Origin of the sequence: Pandoraea anhela, from assembly GCF_902459655.1 — a bacterium.
GTDB classification, from domain to species: Bacteria; Pseudomonadota; Gammaproteobacteria; order Burkholderiales; family Burkholderiaceae; genus Pandoraea; species Pandoraea anhela.
Window position 1 is genome coordinate 47372 of record NZ_CABPSB010000006.1, and the last position, 19371, is coordinate 66742.

At 65.6% G+C, this 19371-nt stretch carries 14 protein-coding genes; 2 read left to right on the forward strand and 12 right to left on the reverse strand.

The genetic code is table 11. The features are described 5' to 3' along the window. Positions 1-80: 80 nt before the first annotated feature. Together PAN31108_RS10520 and mprF are read right to left on the reverse strand one after the other, a co-directional pair. A complete protein-coding gene (locus PAN31108_RS10520; protein ID WP_150668820.1) occupies positions 81-1904 on the reverse strand; it encodes a virulence factor family protein in 1824 nt (607 codons plus the stop codon). Beyond that, positions 1901-4675: a bifunctional lysylphosphatidylglycerol flippase/synthetase MprF gene (gene mprF, locus PAN31108_RS10525; RefSeq protein WP_217426296.1), complete on the reverse strand. Its 2775-nt coding sequence runs from the start codon at positions 4673-4675 to the stop codon at positions 1901-1903. Before mprF ends, PAN31108_RS10520 begins: the two co-directional genes overlap by 4 nt. Positions 4676-5166: 491 nt before the next feature. Between mprF and PAN31108_RS10530 the strand changes: the two genes are divergently transcribed. Then, entirely contained in the window at positions 5167-6462 is a 1296-nt protein-coding gene (locus PAN31108_RS10530) for a serine hydrolase domain-containing protein (RefSeq protein ID WP_150668821.1), read from the forward strand. Here the strand turns inward: PAN31108_RS10530 and PAN31108_RS10535 are convergent. Then, positions 6434-6862 carry a GIY-YIG nuclease family protein gene (locus PAN31108_RS10535; protein WP_150669000.1) on the reverse strand — a complete coding sequence of 143 codons (429 nt, stop codon included), beginning with the start codon at positions 6860-6862 and terminating at the stop codon, positions 6434-6436. The genes PAN31108_RS10530 and PAN31108_RS10535 overlap by 29 nt on opposite strands. Before the next feature lie 332 nt (positions 6863-7194). Between PAN31108_RS10535 and PAN31108_RS10540 the strand changes: the two genes are divergently transcribed. Then, a complete protein-coding gene (locus PAN31108_RS10540; protein ID WP_150668822.1) occupies positions 7195-8667 on the forward strand; it encodes an SLC13 family permease in 1473 nt (490 codons plus the stop codon). On the opposite strand, the gene PAN31108_RS10545 is transcribed toward PAN31108_RS10540, so the two are convergent. From PAN31108_RS10545 to PAN31108_RS10580, 9 genes are all read right to left on the reverse strand, one after another. Beyond that, positions 8631-9062 (reverse strand): hypothetical protein, encoded by a 432-nt coding sequence (locus tag PAN31108_RS10545; protein WP_150668823.1) that lies wholly within the window; start codon positions 9060-9062, stop codon positions 8631-8633. The genes PAN31108_RS10540 and PAN31108_RS10545 overlap by 37 nt on opposite strands. 82 nt (positions 9063-9144) lie before the next feature. After that, positions 9145-9837: a hypothetical protein gene (locus tag PAN31108_RS10550; protein ID WP_150668824.1), complete on the reverse strand. Its 693-nt coding sequence runs from the start codon at positions 9835-9837 to the stop codon at positions 9145-9147. Between the two features lie 217 nt (positions 9838-10054). Beyond that, positions 10055-11563 (reverse strand): type III secretion system translocon subunit SseC family protein, encoded by a 1509-nt coding sequence (gene sctE / locus PAN31108_RS10555; protein ID WP_150668825.1) that lies wholly within the window; start codon positions 11561-11563, stop codon positions 10055-10057. Continuing rightward, complete coding sequence (locus PAN31108_RS10560; RefSeq protein ID WP_246183884.1) at positions 11560-12129, reverse strand: SycD/LcrH family type III secretion system chaperone; 570 nt, start codon at positions 12127-12129, stop codon at positions 11560-11562. The genes sctE and PAN31108_RS10560 overlap by 4 nt, the downstream gene beginning before the upstream one ends. Beyond that, positions 12126-12770: a hypothetical protein gene (locus PAN31108_RS26345; RefSeq protein ID WP_174994923.1), complete on the reverse strand. Its 645-nt coding sequence runs from the start codon at positions 12768-12770 to the stop codon at positions 12126-12128. Before PAN31108_RS26345 ends, PAN31108_RS10560 begins: the two co-directional genes overlap by 4 nt. 65 nt (positions 12771-12835) lie before the next feature. After that, the gene (locus PAN31108_RS26350) at positions 12836-13201 is read right to left on the reverse strand and encodes a hypothetical protein (RefSeq protein ID WP_174994924.1); all 366 of its coding nucleotides are present in this window, start codon (positions 13199-13201) and stop codon (positions 12836-12838) included. A 13-nt stretch (positions 13202-13214) separates the two neighbouring features. Continuing rightward, on the reverse strand, positions 13215-13634 hold the full coding sequence (locus PAN31108_RS10570) for a hypothetical protein (RefSeq protein ID WP_150668827.1): 420 nt from the start codon (positions 13632-13634) through the stop codon (positions 13215-13217). 219 nt (positions 13635-13853) lie between these two features. Continuing rightward, a complete protein-coding gene (locus tag PAN31108_RS10575) occupies positions 13854-17528 on the reverse strand; it encodes a hydantoinase B/oxoprolinase family protein (protein WP_150668828.1) in 3675 nt (1224 codons plus the stop codon). A 261-nt stretch (positions 17529-17789) separates the two neighbouring features. After that, a complete protein-coding gene (locus tag PAN31108_RS10580; RefSeq protein ID WP_150668829.1) occupies positions 17790-19115 on the reverse strand; it encodes an MFS transporter in 1326 nt (441 codons plus the stop codon). Positions 19116-19371 lie beyond the last annotated feature (256 nt).

A 19371-nucleotide genomic window follows, 5' to 3' on the forward strand; every position in this document is an offset into this window, starting at 1 on the left:
CGCACGCACGGAAGGCAAGGCGAGAAATATCGGCTACCTGAGACGTGGGCGCCGCGAGACGGCGCCGGCCTGGCCCGACGTCAGCGTCTGGCCAGCCCCTGAAGGATCACGTCCGCCAGACCGGTGTAGTTGCCGTCGAAATGATGCCCGCCGGGCATCTTCACGATCTGCACACGTTTGGGATCGAGCCCAGGGCAATTGCTGTCGTCCTCGTCGGCCCCGTAGACACACATCGCCATGCCGTCGGGCAACCGGTGCACTTCCGGCCGGATCGGCAACCCGTTCTGGCTCGACATCACCCAGTTGGTCATGCGGAACTCGAAGTCGGCCTTCTGGCCGAGCCCCATCAGTACGAGCAACCCCACCCGCTCGCGGGCGACGGGCGGCAGCCGGTTGACCATGAACGGCAGCACGTCCGCGCCTTGCGAATAGCCGATCAGAATCGCGCGCTTCTTGTTCCAGCGGGTTTGGTAAAAGCGCATGAGACGGTCGATGTCGAGCGCGCCCGACGCCGGTGTGCGCGCGGACCAGAAGTAGCGCAGCGAATCGACGCCCACGACGGGAATGCCATGTGCGGCCAGTGCGCCGGCGACATCCCGGTCGAGTCCGGCCCAGCCGCCGTCGCCGGAGAGCAGGATCGCGAAGGTGTCGGCCTGGTTCGCGGCGGGTTTGCCCGTGGCGGGCACCTCGATCACCGGCAGGTCGGCGACAGCGGCCGGCGGGCGCGCCGTGCCGGCGACATGGTGAGCATTCAGACGGCGGAACGCGTTCTTGTACTGCGTCACCCAATCGGCCAGCACGGGCGTGGGCGACGCCCCCTGCGCCGCGGTGACGCCACTGGCGTCGATCGCCCCGAGACTGCCGGCCAGTCCGCCCACGAGCCAGCTCGAATTCGGCGTGCGTGCGGCGAACGCCTGCGCCACGTGGTCCGGGCAGCGCGGGGCCCGGCCAGGGCTGCCCGGACCGGCCGCCGGGCCACCCATGGCGAGCCACGGCGCGCTCATGACCGGCGCGGGCAGCAAGCGCATCGGCGCACCGCCCGCCGTATGCGTGATGCCGCGTCCGAAATGCACGCCCTCCCCCTGACACAGCGGACGCGACATCGGCAGCACCGGACAGAAGTCGACCGACAGCGCGCCCGAGAACGTCTCGTTACCGGCCTGCGCAAGCATCGCGTAGGCGAACGTTCCCCCCACGCCGTCGCCCACGAGAATCGGCGGGGTATAGCCCGGCAGTTTGACGGCGGCCTCGACCCATCGGCCGAAGTTGTCGAGATCGCCCGCCGCGTAGACGCAGGCGATCTCGTCCTTCGTGTAGTTCGCCATCAGCCGTGCCGTGTCGATCCCTGCGACGAGCGCCCCGGTGTCGGCCAGCGCGCGGGCCATGCGCTCGGCGCGAGGCGTCCAGCCGTCGTCGTCGGAGAAGAACAGCACCGTGGCATTCGGCTCGCCCTGCGGGCGGAAGATGGGAACGTTCTCGAAGCGTCCGTGCGTCAGAATCTCCGGCGCCGGATTGCCGCCTGCGCTGCGAAACGCGGCGGCACTGGCGGCCGCCGCAGCCGCTTGCGGCATGACGGGCGCCGGTGCGCCCGACCCCGCGGCAGACGACTGCGCCACCGGTCCCGCCTTGGGGGCAGGCTTCAATACGTTCAGCGCATGGCTGCGCGCCTCGGTCGATTGGGACGTCTGGGCCGGCACGGCGGTCGACGTCATCGCCATCGCCATCGCGGGCATCAGCGCACTCAGGACCGCGCGCGCCATGCGCCGTGTCGGCCAGTAGGCGCGCGGATATCCCACCCGCCCCACCCGCCCCGCCGGACACGCCAGCCCCGCCCGCATTGCACCGGTCTGGCGGCCAGCCGTCTCGCGTGCCGCCGTCGCCGCTTCGTTCGCGTTGTGCGTCATTTCGCAATCATCCCTTTCCAGCCGCCCCCCACGAGCGACGCCACGTCGGCCAGTGTCAGCATCGGCGCGATGCCGCCCGGAGTCATCAGATAGCGTGTTTCCCATTGCGGATCGAACTTCTCCTTGAAGCTGCGCAGACCACGGAAGTTATAGAACCGCGCCCCATGCGCGAACATCATCCGGCCGAAGCGATGCCAGCGAGGCGCGAGTTGATGCGTCTGCATGCCCGACATCGGCGCCATGCCGAGGCCGAAGCGCTGATAGCCCTGCGCCTTGAAGTGCAGCATCAGTTTGGCGAACAGGAAGTCCATCGTGCCCGGCGGGGCATCGGGCACCTGACGCATCAGGTCGATGCTCGCTTCGATACGCTGCACATCGGGGCACATCAGCGTGGCGAACGCGACGAGCCGGCCGTCGCGACGCACGAGCGCCACCGGCTGCCGTGCGACATAGGCGTCGTCGAACGCACCCAGCGAGAAGCCCTTCTCGCGCGTGTGCTGGCGCGCAAGCCACGCATCGGATACCGGACGCATCTCTGCGAGATGCGGCGCGACGTCCTCAGGCGACACGATCTCCAGCGTCAGTCCCTCACGCTCGCCGCGCGTCACGCCGTGTCGCAAGTTCGCCCGACGCGAGCCTTGCAGACTGAACTCAGGCAACGAGACGAACGCCTCCTCGCCCAGCTTGTAGGCACGGAGTCCCGCGTCGATATAGAGCGGCAGCGCTTGCGGACGCGTCTTGTAAAACGCCGCGCGCCCGCCATGCGAATCGGCCAGTTCGATGAAGCGCCATATCAGTTCGGGCCATTCCTTCTGATCGCCCACCGGATCCGAGAGCGAAACCCACGAGCGGCGATGCTTCGCGTACATGATGAAAGCGTTGCCCGACGGCGAGAACAGGAAGCTCTTGTCGCCCATGAGCGCGAGGCATGCGTCGGCGGCGGGTTGTTTGCGGATGACGGCCATGGCGCGCGCGAGTTCGTCCTGCGTGGCCGGCACCATCGCGCCGGGCGACTGACGCAGCAACTGCCACAACGACAGCCCCAGTCCGATCACCGCAACGACCATGAGCGCGCGCATCGAACGCGGTGCGTCGCCGTCGAACGTGAATTGCCACCAGAGTTGATTCGCGTAGCCGACGCGACGGTACGACATGAACATCAGCCAGGTACACGCCCCCAGCACCGAGAGTACGGCGATGATCCAGCCCGGCTCGAACGACTGCGTGAAGAGCGACGAGCGCCGGTCGAACTGCTTGCGCGAGACGAGCAGCAACGTCGCGAGCACGGCCAGGACGAACAGCTCCGACAAGGCGATGCCCTTCGGGATCGCCAGCACTGCGGCAATGACGGTCAGCGCGAGCGAGCCCCACCAGGCGGCGTCCAGGCGGTGCAGCAGACCGCGCGCGAGGAACAACATCGACAAGCCCGCCACGCTGCCCAGCAAGTGCGATACCTCCACGAGGAACAGCGGCACATGGCGGCGCAGGAAGTCCTCGGCGTCGCGCGTGGCGGGCGTCACGCCGGAAATGAGGAGCATGACGCCTGCGACGAGCGTAAGCGCCGCCAGCAGGCCGGGGAAGAGACGCACGGCCGCGCGTCCGATCGGTGCGGCCGGCCCCTGCCGCAACTCGAACCCGGCCAGCAGGCACGCCGCGAGCATCAGCGGCAGGAGGTAGTAGATGCCGCGATACAGTACCAGCGCCCCCGCGACCTGACTGATCGGCGCGTGCCCGTTCGTCGCCAGCAGAATCACCGCTTCGAATACGCCGACGCCGCCCGGCACGTGACTGAGCACACCGAGCGCCATGGCGATGGCGTAGAAGACGACGAAGGTCGGCAGATCCACCACCCCGGCGGGCAACAGGCACCACAGCGCAGCGGCAGCCATGCCGAGATCGGCCGCGGAAATGATTAGTTGCCGCAACGCCAGGCGTAGCGGCGGCAACGGCATCGTCCACCGCCCGAAGAGCGCCACCGAACGTTTGCGCGCGCACAGCACGAGGAACGCGGCGGCGCCCGCCAGCAGCAGCACGGCGAACAGTTGCAGCAGCCACGCGGGGATCGGCGCCAGCGCCGAGACGCGCGATGCGCCCCACAACATCCCGAGCGAGCCGAACACCGTCATGCCGAGGCCGAATGCGCCCGCGTTGAACGCTACCGCCTGCGCGACCTTCGATGCATCGACCCCGGCGGCGGCGTACATCCGCATGCGCACCGTGCCGCCCGTGAGCACGCCGAGACCGACGGAGTTGCCCAATGCGTAAGCGATGAACGATGTCAGCACGACCGTCGAGCGCTTGACCCGGGCCCCGGCGAAAGCAAGGCCGGAGATGTCGTAGCCCGTCAGCGCCGCGTAACTTGCCAGCGTTGCCAGCATGGCAAGCACGAGGCGCGTCGCGGGCGTGTCGTGAATGGCGGCGATCACGTTGTCGTAATGCACGTGCCGCAGCATGTGATGCAGCGCATCGAAGACGAACAGGCCGAGCAGGAGAACGCCCGCGACGATGAGCCAGGGGCGCGCCGCGCTCCAGGGAAAGCGGCGGAGCAGGCGGATGGGGGCGGGCAACGCGCGCCAGGCGTCCTCGATCGGGGACGGCGAGGTCGATAAGGGCGGCGACGGCCAGGACGATATCGCAGGGACGTCCGGCGGGCCGCCGGCGGCGGATGCCGCAGCGCTGGCGCCTGCGGTGGCCGTGGAACCCGTGGAGGCGGCCACTGAGGAAGTTGCATCGGCGGGCCGGCTCGGGCGCGCTCGGGGCGGTTCAGTCATGTTTCGGTCGATCCTTCGGCCGGCACGACGTCATCTACGGGACGCCGCCCTCACGGCCTGTGGGCGAGTCGGAGCCTGTCTGTCTGGGAGATAGCTTACACCGCGATGCGTAACAGGTCTTGTCGGTGCGCCACTGACAACACCGTCCGGTGAGCGCCGCCGTCGGTGGCAGCGCCCCGCCAGACGGGCGTTTCCGACCGATAGCTCACGACGCGAGGCAGTTTTGGCAGCGCAATATCGGTGACATCGGCAGCGCCATCCCCGCCGCGCGGGGCTGTGGCGGGGCGATTGCGCCCGACTATTGATCGATTGACGCGATACATGCAACTTAATGTAAAATGCGCGGGTTTTACTGGGTACTTACCCGAAGTTTTTCCTAAACTTCGATTTCGAATATCGCCGCAGTGCGGCACGTGCGCACGCCGAACCCTTCTGACTCCGAAGAGAGTCGATATGCGGTTCGAAGTTTTGTGCGCGGGGGGAGTGAACGAATGAACGTCGTACGGCATCGCCGTTCGGCAGGGGCACGCAGTACCGCGCAGCAGGGCATGCGACTCGATCCGCATGCCCTGTCGCGCGCAATGGGACACGCCCGCGCGTCTGCACGCCGTGTGGTCCTGACGATCCTGCTGGGCACTGCCACGCTGACGGGCGCGGGTGTCGCGCTCGCTCAAACATCGCAGACACCATCGACCGCCGAGCCGTCGGCTGCGGCTGCCGGCGGCAACAGCGCGGTCGTCGCCTTGCCCTCATCGGGCGCGGCGAGCGCCATCAAGCCGGCCGTGCCGATCGGTCAATCGACGATCACGCAGGGCGTGGCGCAACTCAAGGAGCGCTACAACCTCTCGCACGTCTGGCTGCGTACCGAGTCGGACGGCGGTGTGGCGTTGGAGGCCGCCACATCGGGCGACGACGTCCAGCAATTGCTGCCTGTGGCAAGTCTGTCGAAATCGGTGACGGCCATCGGCATCGCGCTGCTTGTCCAGCAGGGCAAGTTATCGCTCGACGCCAAACTCGGCGACTTGCTCGACGCGTACGCGAAGCAGCATGGCAAACCGCTCGACCCGAGCTTGCGCGAGTTGACCGTGCGACGTCTGCTCGCGCATCGTGCGGGCCTGGCGACGAACGGCTTCAACGATCCGGTCAACGGGTTGTTCAGCGGTCTGGCGATTCGTCGCGTAGGCGGCAGCGCGGACTTCTTCAACTACCTCGACGCAGGCGACGCCAGTCACTCGACGGGCCGCTCCGATTTCGTCTATTCCAACGTCTCGTATCTGTTGCTCGGCATGGTGATCGAGGCGGTCTCGGGCGAGGACTACAAGGACTTCTGCGAGACCTTCATCTTCGCGCCGCTGGGCGTGACGGATGCGAAACTGCCCGACAACTGGCGTCTGCTGGCGCCGTTCGCGGGGTGGCAGATGTCGACGGGCGCGCTGCTCAAAGTGTGGCGGGTGTTCGATATCCGGCGTCCGAGTCTGCTCACGGAGAAAACGCTGGGCGCGCTGTTGCTCGACAAGCAGTCGGGGCCGGTGAACTCGGATCGGGATGTGTATTACACGCTTGGCGTGTTCATGCTGCCCGGCGCGGGGGATCGCAGTTACCGCGTGAGTCACGACGGCATCGCGGACTTTTTCCGCACGCAGTCGACTTATTACACGGTCGTGGAGAAGACGGTGCCCGGCGACAGCTGGGCGCTCGTGGTGTCGCCGATTCCGTCGCGCGGCCAGTTCGGCGCGATTCAGCGCGACGTGCGGCGGATCATTCGTCAGGCGCGCCTGGTGCCCTGACGCCGGTCGTACCGGTGTCGGGGGCGCGCTCCTCGTACTTTTCGTACTTTTCGCCTGCTTTGCCCTCGCTCCCCGCATGGACGGAACCGCAGAGATCCGTGAGATCGCAGACGTAGGTCCCCGCGATCAGACCGCGCTTCTGCGACGCGCTCAGTTGCTTGATGCGGTATTCGGCACGTGAGGCGGCCGAGCGATCCGCAAACGACAGCGAGAGCAGAATCCGCGAGGGCGGATACGCCCGCGTGAATCGCGCGCCCTTGCCCGCCACATGCGCCGCATAGCGTGCATCGACGTCGACCGTAATGCCGGTGTAAATCCGTCCACCGGCACACTCCAGCAAGTAGAGAAACCATGGCTTCGGTGCTGCGGCGCCGGGGGTTTCGTTCGCTGCGTCATTCATCGCCAACACGCAAATCTTCTCCGTCGTGTCTTAGGGGGGCTCATGGGGGCCGGCGCTTATTGTAGGCCTGAAGCGGATTTTCGCCCAACGCCCGCCCCCCTCCGGCTCCCAGCTTTCGGCTTTCGGCTTGCCTACAGCGCATCCCGCATGCCTTGGGGGGGCACCGTTCTCGACAATCCCCGGCATCGTCCTCTCGCCGCTAGAATGCCAACGTACGTCCACGGTCGTCGCGTTGTGTCCGTCACGCCTTAGCCCCTCGTGACATCACTGACATCACTGACATCACTGACATCACCGACACCTCCTGGCCCAACACGAAAACGACAAGCGCCATGACCGAACCTGCTGCACCGGAGACTTCCCCCGCATCTCATACAGCGACCGCTGCCGGGCGCATGCGTCGCGAACGTCTGCGGGCCCGCCTGAAGGCGCTCGCCGGGTATGCCGCCTACGCGGCCCTTGCCTTCGCCCTGTGGGCCGCCAGCCATGGCAGCGCCACACTCGGATTGACGCCGACGGCCGCGCAGGCCGCCGTGCTCGTGCTTTTCACGATCGGTGCATGGGCGTTCGGATGGTTTCCCGAACCCGTCACGACCCTCACCTTCTTTCTGTTCGCCGTGCTGCTTCACGTCGCGAAGCCGGAGGTGATCTTCGCCGGCTTTCACTCGGCTGCGTGGTGGCTCGTCTTCGGCGGCGCCGTCACCGGACTCGCCGTTCGCACCACCGGTCTGGGATCGCGTCTGGCATCGACGGTCTTCGCACTCAAGCGCCCGACCTACCCGCGCTATGTGGCCTCCGTGCTGATCGCCAGCGTCGGGCTCGCGTTCGTCATGCCGTCCACGACCGGCCGCATTCTGCTCCTGATTCCCATCGTGCTCGCCCTCGCCGACCGCATCGGTCTCACCGAGGGCCGGCGCGGACGCACCGGTCTCGTCATGATGGTCGCCGCCGCCAGCTACATGCCGCCGACGACGATCCTGCCGGCCAACATCCCGAACAGCGTGCTGATGGGTGCGGCCGACGCGTTCTACGGCGTGAAGCTGCACTATGCGCCGTACCTGTTACTGCACTTCCCCATCCTCGGCGCCTTGAAAGCCGTGATCCTCATCTGGGTCGTCTGCCGTCTGTTCCCGGACGACGGCCCGCTCAACGACACCGCGACGACGACACCGCCGCCGCTCACAACCGACGCGCGACGCCTGTCCATTCTGCTCGCTCTCGCGCTCGCCGGCTTCGCGACGGACGCATGGCACGGTATCTCACCGGCGTGGATCTCCGTGGCCGCCGCCATTCTCTGTCTGCTGCCCGCGATTCATATCGTCACACCGAAGACCTTCACCGATCAGATGCAGATCACACCGCTCATCTACGTCGCGGGTTTCCTCGGCGTTGGCGCCGTGGTCGCAGATACGGGATTGGGGGAAAGGGTGGCGCGCCTTTGTCTGGACGCCGTGGGCATGACGCCCGGCACGCCGGTCGTCAACGCGGCGTGGCTGATCGCCATCGGGGCGGCCATCGGACTCGTCGCGACCTTGCCCGGTCTGCCGGCGGTGCTCACGCCGCTGGCGGGACAACTCTCGACGGCGAGCGGCTTGCCGCTCTACACCGTCCTGATGCTGCAAGTGCCCGTGTTCTCGACCGTCCTGCTGCCGTACCAAAGTCCGCCGATGATGATCGCCATGCACCTCGGCGGCGTGGGCATGCGCGACGGCACGCGTCTGACCGTCGCCATGACGATCATCACGCTGGTACTGCTCTTGCCGCTGGATTACGTTTGGTGGCGCGGGCTAGGCATGCTGCCATAGGCCGCCATCGAGGCGGATGCGCCACACGTCGTCATGCGACGCGTGGGCACGCCATTCGGATCGCGACAGAACACGAGCCAGCGGTCGCCGTCCTCCTCGCGCCAGAAGGCCCCCTCGCGCTCAAGGATCGCGCCGAGCCGCAGCCGCATATCGCGACGCCTCGGGTCGCTCACCCCCGGCAGGATCATCCCGCGCACGTAGCTCAGATGCGGGACGGTGCGCAACAACGTGCGGATCAGCTGGCAGAAGCGCCGCACGGCATGTTCGTTCGACCGCGCGCCGGGGTCGAGCCGAAAATCGGTGATCGTCAGCACATAGCCGGCGGTGAGTTTTTCCAGACGATGGCAAAGGGACAACTCGCCATTCTCGACGCGTTGTCCCATCGTGATGTGCATGCGTTCGCAGACCTCCGCGCGCGCCGTGAAACGGTGAGTTCTGAAAAATGCCGCAACGGCGCGCTCGCAGACTGTCATGGGCTTAGCGAATGATGTCGTACATTTTCGTGACTTGCTGGCCGATCATGCCGTACATCGAACGCGACACATCCCGGATATCGGCACTCGTGGCGTCGATCCGCTGACGCAGGCGCTCGTTGGTGCGCCGTGTCTCCTCGGAGAGCGACATCTCGAATTCGCCGAGCACGTCGTTATCCCGTCCGGCCAGCGCATCGTCGTTGGAGACGACATCGAAGGGCGACTTCACGAACTGACTCACGCCCTTGGTCGTCTCGCCCACTGCCGTGCCGACGACACGCAGCTTGCCCAGCTCACTGCCGAAACCCGCCGCGCCCGAGCCCACGCCGCCGACCAGCGAAAAGCTGCCGGAGACGATGCCCCCGATCGCCGACATCAGCCCCGAGTGGTAATGCGACCGGTTCGCGTTGTACTTCTCGGCACGCGCCGTCAGCCCGCGCTCGAACACCATGGCGTCGTGGCGCGTGCGGTACGCCTGATCGGTGTTGCGCTCCGCGACCCGCATGGCGAGAAACAGCGCGATGAGCGTCTGTGCCGATTGCAGTCCGTCGACCTTCTCGCGAATGCGCGACACCACGCCCGAGGGTTCCGCTCCCGCCCCACGGGCTGGCGCACGGTGTGGCGCGTCGAGCGCAGCGCCTTCGTCTGCACCGCGAGGGGTGAGAACTGCCGGCGCGCAACGCATTGTCATCGTCATATCCTGCTCCAGAAGTGTTCGGCGCGATGCTTTTCGCGCCGGGGTTTCGATAAGGTCTCGATAAGGTCTCGATAAGGTTTCGATAAGGATCCGAATAAAGCACCGATCGTGCGAGGCCGGCGGGTGCGCACTGAGCATGTCCTGAGCGCATCCCTTGCACGTCCGGTACATGTCCGGCACACGTCCTGTGAGTGTGTCGTGGCTGTGCTGTGGCGCCTCATGCGCGCGCCGACGACGCCGCCATACGGATGCGCATCTCGCCGGTTTTCTGCACCTGCTCGCCGGCAGAGACCGCCATGTCGGTTTGCATGCCGACCAGCGTCTCCATGCGCCGGGCCGTTTGCTTCTTGTCGTCGCCGTTCATCTGCATGAGCATCTGCAACCACACCATGTCGACGGACAGATCGCGCGCCTCGTTCTGCAACTTCGCACGTTGCACGCCGACGATGCCCTGCCCCAACGCATTGGCCCCGGCAAACGTTCCGCGCACCGCATGGGAGAGCGACCACGAACCCCGGGCCAATGCGAAGTAGCCCTGCGTGTTCATGCGCGACGTGAACGAACGGGTCAGCCCCTTCGCGCTCACCCCTTTGCCTCGTGCGACCTGCTTCGCCGCCGTTTTGGCAACCTTGTCGAAGGCGCGCGCCGCCATCTTCTCGATCATCTGCTGCGTGAACTGCTCGGCCATGCGGTTGAAACCCGCCTTTGCCAACCGACGCGCACTCTGCGTGCCGCTCTGAAGCAACGATCGGCCTACACGCTTGCCGACCCCGTTGCCGACCACGTAACCGATTTCGGCAACGACTCTCGTCCTGATCGCCGCGACGGCCGCCTTGTCGCCCGACTTCACCGCCTGCTCCAGCGCCTGCGCGGCGCCCGCCTTGAACACGCGACTGGCCGCCTTGGTGGTCGCGCGCTTGGCGAGGAAGCCTTTCACCGACGTACCGAACCCGACGGCCATGCCAAGCATCTGAAAGGCCAGTTGAGCGTGTCCCCACTTGGCCGCTTCCTTCTCGTGATAAACGGCGTTTTTCGGATCCGTCAGCGCCATCGTCTTGTGATACGCCGCGCCCAATCCGGCGATACCGGCGCCCACATCGGCCACGCCGCCCGCAATCATCATGGGGTTCATGGTCAGCACGCCCGTCACCACCTTGACCGCGCCGACCACGACATCGACCGCAGCGATCAGCCAGTCGAACACCACGCCGAAAATGCCGCCCTTGCGGGCCTGATTCGCATCCTCGGTTTTCGCGTCCATCTGCTCGCGATACTTCTGGATGTCTTCCTGACGCAGTTTGTCCTGCCGCTCCGCCAGCAATTCCAACGCGCGCTGCGTCGACTTCGCCGTATCCCCCAGCGAGTCCATGGCGATCATCGACGCCATCATGGCGAGCGTCGACGGATCGACATTTTCCAACGCGGCGAGGTCCGAACGGTTCGCGGCATTCGAGGCGCGCAACGCACGCTCGGCCAGTCCGCTGCCCATCGCCAGCAAGCGATCGAGCATGCGCGAGAAAGCATCGTTGGCGTCGCGCCAGTCGGCGCCGGCCGGTGTGTCCGGCGCGAAGTCTTCGCTGCCGAGGCAGTCCGGTCGCTGACGATGCGAGCGCGCCGCCCCGACCGCTTCGGGCGTGGCGTGTGTTCCGTTCGCCGCCGACGCGGGATCGTCGTCACGGGTCGCAATCGGTGCGTAGCCCGTACCTATGGATTGAATGACTGTCATGATCGAATCGGTTTTGAGTCGCTATTGAGTGCGTCGCACCGGGCTCGGGCCGAGCGCGCGAGTGGTTCGTGCTGAGGCGACCGGGCGCAAATGCGCAAGGTGGCGCGATACGCCCGAGCGGCGAATGTCGGATTGCCCATGTGCTCGTAGCTGATACCCGCGAGATATGGTGGGCGCGGATCGGACGCGCAGATCACGCCGGCCTTCGCAAAGCACGGCAACGCCTGCTCGTGCTGTCCGAGGCGCTGGTAGCAAAGTCCCAGTCCGAACCAGTCGTCGAACGACCATTGGTCGAGCGTCGCGAGAATGAAATACACCCGCTGCGCGCCGGCAATGTGTCCCTGTGCGAAGCGCTGCGCGGCATACGCCCGTACGCTCGCGAGATCGGCCTCGTCCAGATCGGCCAGCATGCGCAACGCGCCACCGCGTTCGAAGAAGCGCGTGAGAATGGCGGGCGCGTCCTCCATGCGTTCCACGCCCTCCATTCCCTCCATGCCCTGCGCCTGCTGCACGCGCGCGCCGGTGAATTCGCTCGGCTCGATATCCGGGACCATTGGCGTGCTCACGTGCGCATCGACCCGTTGATCTGGTTGAGCTGCGAGCCCTGCGACGAGTAGATCGTGTTCACGAGCGTCGACGCGCCGTTGTATTCCTGAAGCTTTTTGTTGATCTTGATCTGATCGACGGTGCGGCTGTCTGACGCCTTCTCGACGAACCCTTCGGCCGCCGCCTTGAGCGAGCGAAGGTTCGCGGCGGTGTACTCGTTGTTGCCGCCGGTCGGCGCCTGATAGCCGCTCTCGCCCAGACGCTTCGTGCGGTTCTCCCACTGCATCAACGTCTTCTTCGTCCCGTTCTGGTCGACGGAAATCTCGATGTTGTGCTTGTCGAAGAAGCCACGAATGCCGTCGCCGAGACCGACCTTCTTCGCGGTATCCGAGCCGATTTCGTTGATCAGCGATTCGATCTGGTTGGCGGCGTCGCGCGCTTCCTGCCCTTCCTTCTGGCGGCTTTGCATCTCCTGAATCATGTTCTGCGCTTCGCCGTTGTTCATCTCCATCATCAGCATCGCGTACGCGGCGAGCGTGCCGTGGAAATCGAGTTTTTCGATGACGCCACCGATGGAGACATCACGAATCAGTCCGCCCATGAGCGGGCTATTGAATGAAGCCGTACGCAGCGATGTGTTCGTGCCGGAAACAAGGGTCATAACGTTGGGTTCCTGAAAATCGGGGTAAGAGGGAAGAATGAAGCATGCCGGTCGTGCGCCGGCGATCAAAAGCTGCTCACGATCTTCTTCACGATTTCGCCGAGTTTCGAGACGACCGCGTTGTACAGCGTCAGGGTGTTGTCGTAACGGGTTACGAGACGCTTCAGATGAATCTGATCGATCGTGCTCGAGGCATCGGATTCCCGCGCGTCGGCGTTGCGCGCGCGCACGTTTGCAAGCCATGCGTCCGCCTGCCCCTGTAATGCGCCGAGCTGCGCATCCGCCACGGCGATCGCCGAGAGCATCGGATTGTCGGAAAGCGACGACGGGGACGAACGCGGGGGCGGACGCGATGCGTGGCTCCATGCACCGGGCGTGACAGCGGCGTCGAAATACGCTCGCGCTATCTGCCCCTGGTTTCGGTAGATCATGGCCGGCTCCCGATCAGGCGCAGGATCGGCGCACAATCGGTGCGCGTTGGATCGTGGGAGGCGTGGGAGGCGTGGGAGGCGTGGGGGGTGCGGGGGGTGCCGGGGAAGCGTTCGCGGGCGAATCCGCCCTCAGCCGCTCGACGCTATGCGCCAGTGCGGCGGACAGGCGACGGATCTCGCGCTCGTCACGGCGAAACGGCTCGCTCTGCACGAGCGCTTCGAGACGCTCGAGTTTTTCGCGCGCCTGCGGCGTGCCGGCGGCTTCGAGGCGCGCGACCTCGTCGAGCACCGTCTGATACGCCTGCATCTGCCGGTGCAGCTTCTGGCCGACGCTTCGCATCTCGGCACAGGCACGTTCATACTGCGCGAGCACATCGTCCGCCTCGGCAGACAGGGGAGCGGCTTGGGAAGGTTGTTGCGACGGTTCAGACATGAAAACGCCTCCGTACGTTGCGGTCAGTCAATCGAGACATGTCGCATCGTACGGAGGCGTTGGAGACGCGCCTTTGCAAAGCCCGCTATCCCTTCCGGGAACCGGTCCTGCTTCAGTCATTTCCCAGTAACGCAGAGGTCACGCGCATCGCGTTGCACGATGCGCGGCCCCTTATGTGGTGGGGCGCAGCGGGGCGCGGCGGGCACGCCGGCGAGGCCCTCACGCCTGACCGAAGCCCCCCCCTCCCGGCGTTTCGACGACGAAGATGTCGCCCGGCTGCATTTGCGTACGACCGATATGCGCCAGCGCTTCCCGCGAGCCGTCCACGCGTTCGACGTAGTTGGCGCCCAGCGCGCCGGCACCGCCGCCCTGCGCACCGAACGGTGCGTACACGCGGTTGTTCGAGAGAATCGATGCCGTCATCGGCGTCAGGAAACGAATGCGTCGCACGGCGCCGTTACCGCCCTGCCAGCGTCCCTGACCGCCCGAACCCGTGCGGATACGGTGGCTTTCCAGACGCACCGGATAGCGCCACTCCAGCACCTCCGGATCGGTCAGACGCGAGTTCGTCATGTGCGTCTGCACGGCGTCGGCGCCATGGAAGCCATTACCCGCGCCGCTACCGCCCGAGATAGTCTCGTAGTACTGATACGTCTCGTTGCCGAACGTGAAGTTGTTCATCGTGCCCTGGCTCGACGCCACGCTGCCCAGCGCACCGTAAAGCGCGTTGGTGATGGCCGACGACGTCTCCACGTTGCCCGACACCACGGCAGCCGGGAACACCGGGTTGAGCATCGACCCTTGCGGCACGATCACCGTCAGCGGCTTCAGGCAACCGGCATTGAGCGGAATGTCGTCGTCCACCAGCGTGCGGAAGACGTACAGCACGGCCGCCATACACACCGCGCGCGGCGCATTGAAGTTGTTCGGCAACTGCGCCGACGTTCCGGTGAAATCGATGGTGGCGCTTTTCGTCGCCTGATCGACGCGAATCGACACTTCGATCACCGCCCCGTTATCCAGCGGATAACGATAGTGACCGTCGGCCAGCGCGCCGATCACGCGGCGCACGGCCGCTTCGGCGTTGTCCTGCACGTGGTCCATGTAGGCGAGCACGACGTCGCGACCGAAATCGGCCACCATGCGACGCAGTTCGTCGACCCCCTTCTGGTTCGCCGCGACTTGCGCGCGCAGATCCGCCATGTTCTGGTCGATGTTGCGCGCCGGGTAGCGTGCACCGGCGAGCAACTCGCGCGTTTCACGATCGCGCAGTTCGCCGGCGGCCACGAGTTGCCAGTTGTCGATGAGCACACCTTCCTCCTCGACGTGGGTCGAGTCGGGCGGCATCGAGCCCGGCGTAATGCCGCCGATATCCGCATGGTGACCGCGCGAGCCAACGTAGAACAGCGGTTCGGGCGCGCCGACACGCGTGGCGTCGTCGTCGCTCTTGACGAACACGGGCGTGATCACCGTGACGTCCGGCAAGTGCGTGCCGCCGTGATACGGATCGTTGAGCATGAACACATCGCCTTCGCGCATCTTGCCGCGATTGCGCTCGATCACAGTCTTGATGCTCTCGCCCATCGAGCCGAGGTGCACGGGCATGTGCGGCGCGTTGGCGATGAGATTGCCGTCGCGATCGAACAGTGCGCATGAGAAGTCCAGACGCTCCTTGATGTTCACCGAGTACGCCGTGTTTTGCAGACGCAACCCCATCTGCTCGGCAATCGACATGAAGAGGTTGTTGAAAATTTCCAGGCGTACCGGGTCTGCCTGCGTGCCCAGACCGCGTTGGGTCTCGCGCGGCACCACACGCGTGAGCACGAGATTGCCTTGCCCCGTCATCTGCGCTTGCCAGCCCGGCTCGACCACCGTCGTACCGCTCTTTTCCGCAACGATGGCGGGACCGTCGATGGTGTCGCCCGCGAGCAGGGTGTCGCGCTCGAACAGCGATGCCTCATGCCAGGCGCCGCCCGCGTAGAGCTTCACCTGATCCGCCGGCTGCGGCACACCGGAGGTGCGCGCTTGCAGCGGCGTGATATCGACCGGGGCGTCCGACAGGCCGATCGCTTCAACCGACGCCACTTCGACGATCAGCGCCGCACCGTCCATCAGGAACGAGTAGCGCTGGCGATACGCCGCTTCGAACGCGGCGCGCATTTGTTCGACACTGCCGAACGGCACGGCGATCGCCGAGTCCGTGCCCGCATAGCGCACGTGAACGCGACGCACCGTCTCGATGCGCGACGGCGGCACACCTTGCGCGAGCAGCACGTTGACCGCTTCGTCCGCGAGCGCACCGAGGGCGTCTTCCAGCGCGATGAGACCGTCGTTGCCCAGCGGCGCCTCGATCATGCGCTCGCGCATGGCGGTCTGGTCGGCCAGCCCCATGCCGTACGCCGACAACACACCGGCGAGCGGATGCGCGAAGACCTTGGTCATGCCGAGGGCATCGGCCACGCCGCAGGCGTGCTGACCGCCTGCACCGCCGAACGTCGTCAGCACGTAACGGCTCACGTCGTGGCCGCGTTGCACCGAGATTTTCTTGATGGCGTTGGCCATTGCGCCGATCGCGATTTCGAGGAAACCTTCCGCGAGCGCTTCGGGGGTTTGACGACGCCCCGTCGCCTTCTCGATCTCGGCGGCCAGCGCGGTGAACTTCTCGACGACGACGTCGCGATCGAGCGGTTCGTCGGCGTTCGGGCCGAAGACCTTCGGGAAGTGCGCCGGCTGAATCTTGCCGAGCATGACGTTGCAGTCGGTGACCGCGAGCGGGCCGCCGCGACGATAGGCCGCCGAGCCCGGGTTCGCGCCGGCCGAGTCCGGCCCCACACGCAAGCGCGTGCCGTCGAACGACAGCACCGAACCGCCACCGGCCGCCACGGTGTGAATGCTCATCATCGGCGCGCGCATGCGCACACCGGCGACCTGCGTCTCGAACACACGCTCGAACTCGCCGTTGTAGTGCGAAACGTCGGTCGACGTGCCGCCCATATCGAAGCCGATCACGCGTTCAAAGCCCGCAGCACTCGAAGCTCGGACCATACCGACGATGCCACCAGCGGGACCCGATAGGATGGCGTCTTTGCCTTGAAAGTTGTCGGCGCGCGTGAGCCCTCCGCTGCTCTGCATGAATTGCAGATTCACACCGGGCATTTCCTTCGCGACCTGCTCCACATAGCGGCGCAGAATCGGCGACAGGTACGCGTCGACGACAGTCGTGTCGCCACGCGAGACCAGCTTCATCAACGGCGAGACCTCATGCGACACGGAAATCTGCGCGAAGCCGATGTCGCACGCCATCGCGGCGAGCTTCTTCTCGTGCAGTTGATAGCGGTAACCGTGCATCAGCACGATGGCGAGCGCACGAATGCCCTTGGCGTAGATGCCTTCGAGCGCCAGGCGAGCGGCGTCGAGATCGAGCTCGCGCACCACTTCGCCGTGCGCGCCGACACGTTCGTCGACTTCCACGACTTCGGCATACAGCGCTTCGGGCAGCGCGATATCGAGGTCGAACAGACGCGGACGGTTCTGATACGCGATACGCAGCGCATCGCGAAAGCCATGCGTCGTCACCAGTGCAAGCGGCTCGCCCTTGCGTTCGAGCAGCGCGTTGGTGGCCACGGTCGTGCCCATCTTCACCATATCCACCAGATCCGGCGTGATCGGCTCACCGGCGGCCAGACCCAGCAGGTGACGAATACCGGCCACGGCGGCGTCGCGATATTGCTCCGGGTTTTCCGAGAGCAGCTTGTGCGTGACGAGCGAGCCGTCCGGGCGGCGCGCCACGATATCGGTGAAGGTGCCGCCACGGTCGATCCAGAACTGCCAGCGCGAAGCGGTCTGATGCGCAGGCGCGCGGTTTTGGGCGGAGGGCGTGAGAGCGTTCGTCATGGTGTCACTCGCAAAGCAATGGTCAAACGAAAATCGAAAAGGGGGGAACGACACGCGTCGTATCGTCTTGCATCATTCACTTTCATTTCGTAGTCCGAAACACAGGACGCACGAATCCCGGCGTGGATCCGTTCGGCATTACCGGACGAATCCGCACACTAGCGACGTCGCTATCGGGAAAGATTCAACAGAGCGTATCGGACGCGGCAGCGACGGCTGCCGCGGTGATTCATTGGCACATGGGGTGCGGTCTTGCGTCGATCAGTGCGTGCGCGTCTCGAGCGATTCGAGTTCGCGACCGCGCGTCTCGGGCAGCGTCAGCGCGGCGAGGATCAGCACGCCGTAGGCCACACCGGCGAAGATACCGATCGTCGTGCCCAGACCGTACTCCTTGGAGAGCATGCCGATCAGGAACGGGAACAGGGCGCCGACAGCACGACCGACGTTGTAGCAGAAGCCCTGGCCGGAGCCGCGAACGCGCGTCGGGAACAGTTCCGTCAGAAACGCGCCCATACCGCTGAAGATGCCCGAAGCGAAGAAGCCGAGCGGGAAGCCGAGCCAGAACATGGCGCCATCGGTCAGCGGCAGCGAGGTGTACGAGAAAGCGATCACCATCGAGCCCACGGCGAACAGGATGAAGTTCGGCTTGCGACCCAGACGATCCGTCAGATACGAGCTGGCCAGATAGCCGACCCACGAACCGAAGATGATCATCGCGAGGTAGCCGCCCGTACCCATGACCGTGAGGTGACGCTCCGTCTTCAGGAACGTGGGCAGCCACGTCGTGATCGCGTAGTAACCGCCTTGTGCGCCGGTCGTGAGCAGAGCGGCACGGATCGTCGTCGAGAGCAGCGCCGGGCTGAAGATCGCGGCCAGACTGGGGGCGTCATCCGACTTCGCCTGCTTGGCCTTTTCCTTCTGATACACCTCCGGCTCTTGCACGTAGCGACGAATGAACACCACCAGCAGCGCGGGCAACAGACCGATCAGGAACAGGGCGCGCCAGGCGAGATCACCGGGCAACAGCGAGAACAGCACCGAGTACAGAATCGCGGTCAGACCCCAGCCGATGGCCCAACCCGATTGCACGAGGCCCACGGCTTTGCCGCGATCGCGGGCACGGATCACTTCACCGATGAGCACGGCGCCGGCCGTCCACTCGCCGCCGAAGCCGAAGCCCATGAGCGCACGTGCGACGAGCAGCTGATGGTAGTTCTGCGCGAGACCGCACAGCCCGGTGAACACGGCGAACCACAGCACGGTGAGTTGCAGCGTGCGCACGCGACCGATGCGATCCGACAGAATGCCGGCGACCCAACCGCCGAGGGCGGACGCGAGCAGCGTGAGCGTGCCGATGAAGCCCGCATCGGCGAGGCTGATGCCCCACGTCGCGACAAGCGTCGGAATGACGAAGCTCAGCATCTGGGTATCCATGCCGTCGAGCATGTAACCGACTTTGCAGCTCCAGAACGCGCGCTTTTCGCGCGGCGTGGCGTCGCCGTACCAGCCGAACAGGCTGCCGCCAGCTTCCGCGGGGGCGGAGGCATTCGTCGCTGTGGGGGGCGCGAGTGGGGTTTTGCTTTCCATGAGAAAAAGGCTCCGGTGATGTCCTGACTTGCCGTGTGGTGCACTCGGACCGCGCTCGTCCGACCGGCGTGAGCCGTCACCGGCGAATGATCGCCGGCAATAGTTCTCCCGCCGCTGCCGTCATGGCGCGGTTCTTTTGTTAAAACGTGATACTTGTTGACGCAGGTGTTGCAAGGGCAGACGTGATGCGAAGACGCGCATCCGGAAGCGAACGCATCACGTCGAATACGTTGTGCAAAAACGTCGAAACCTCACT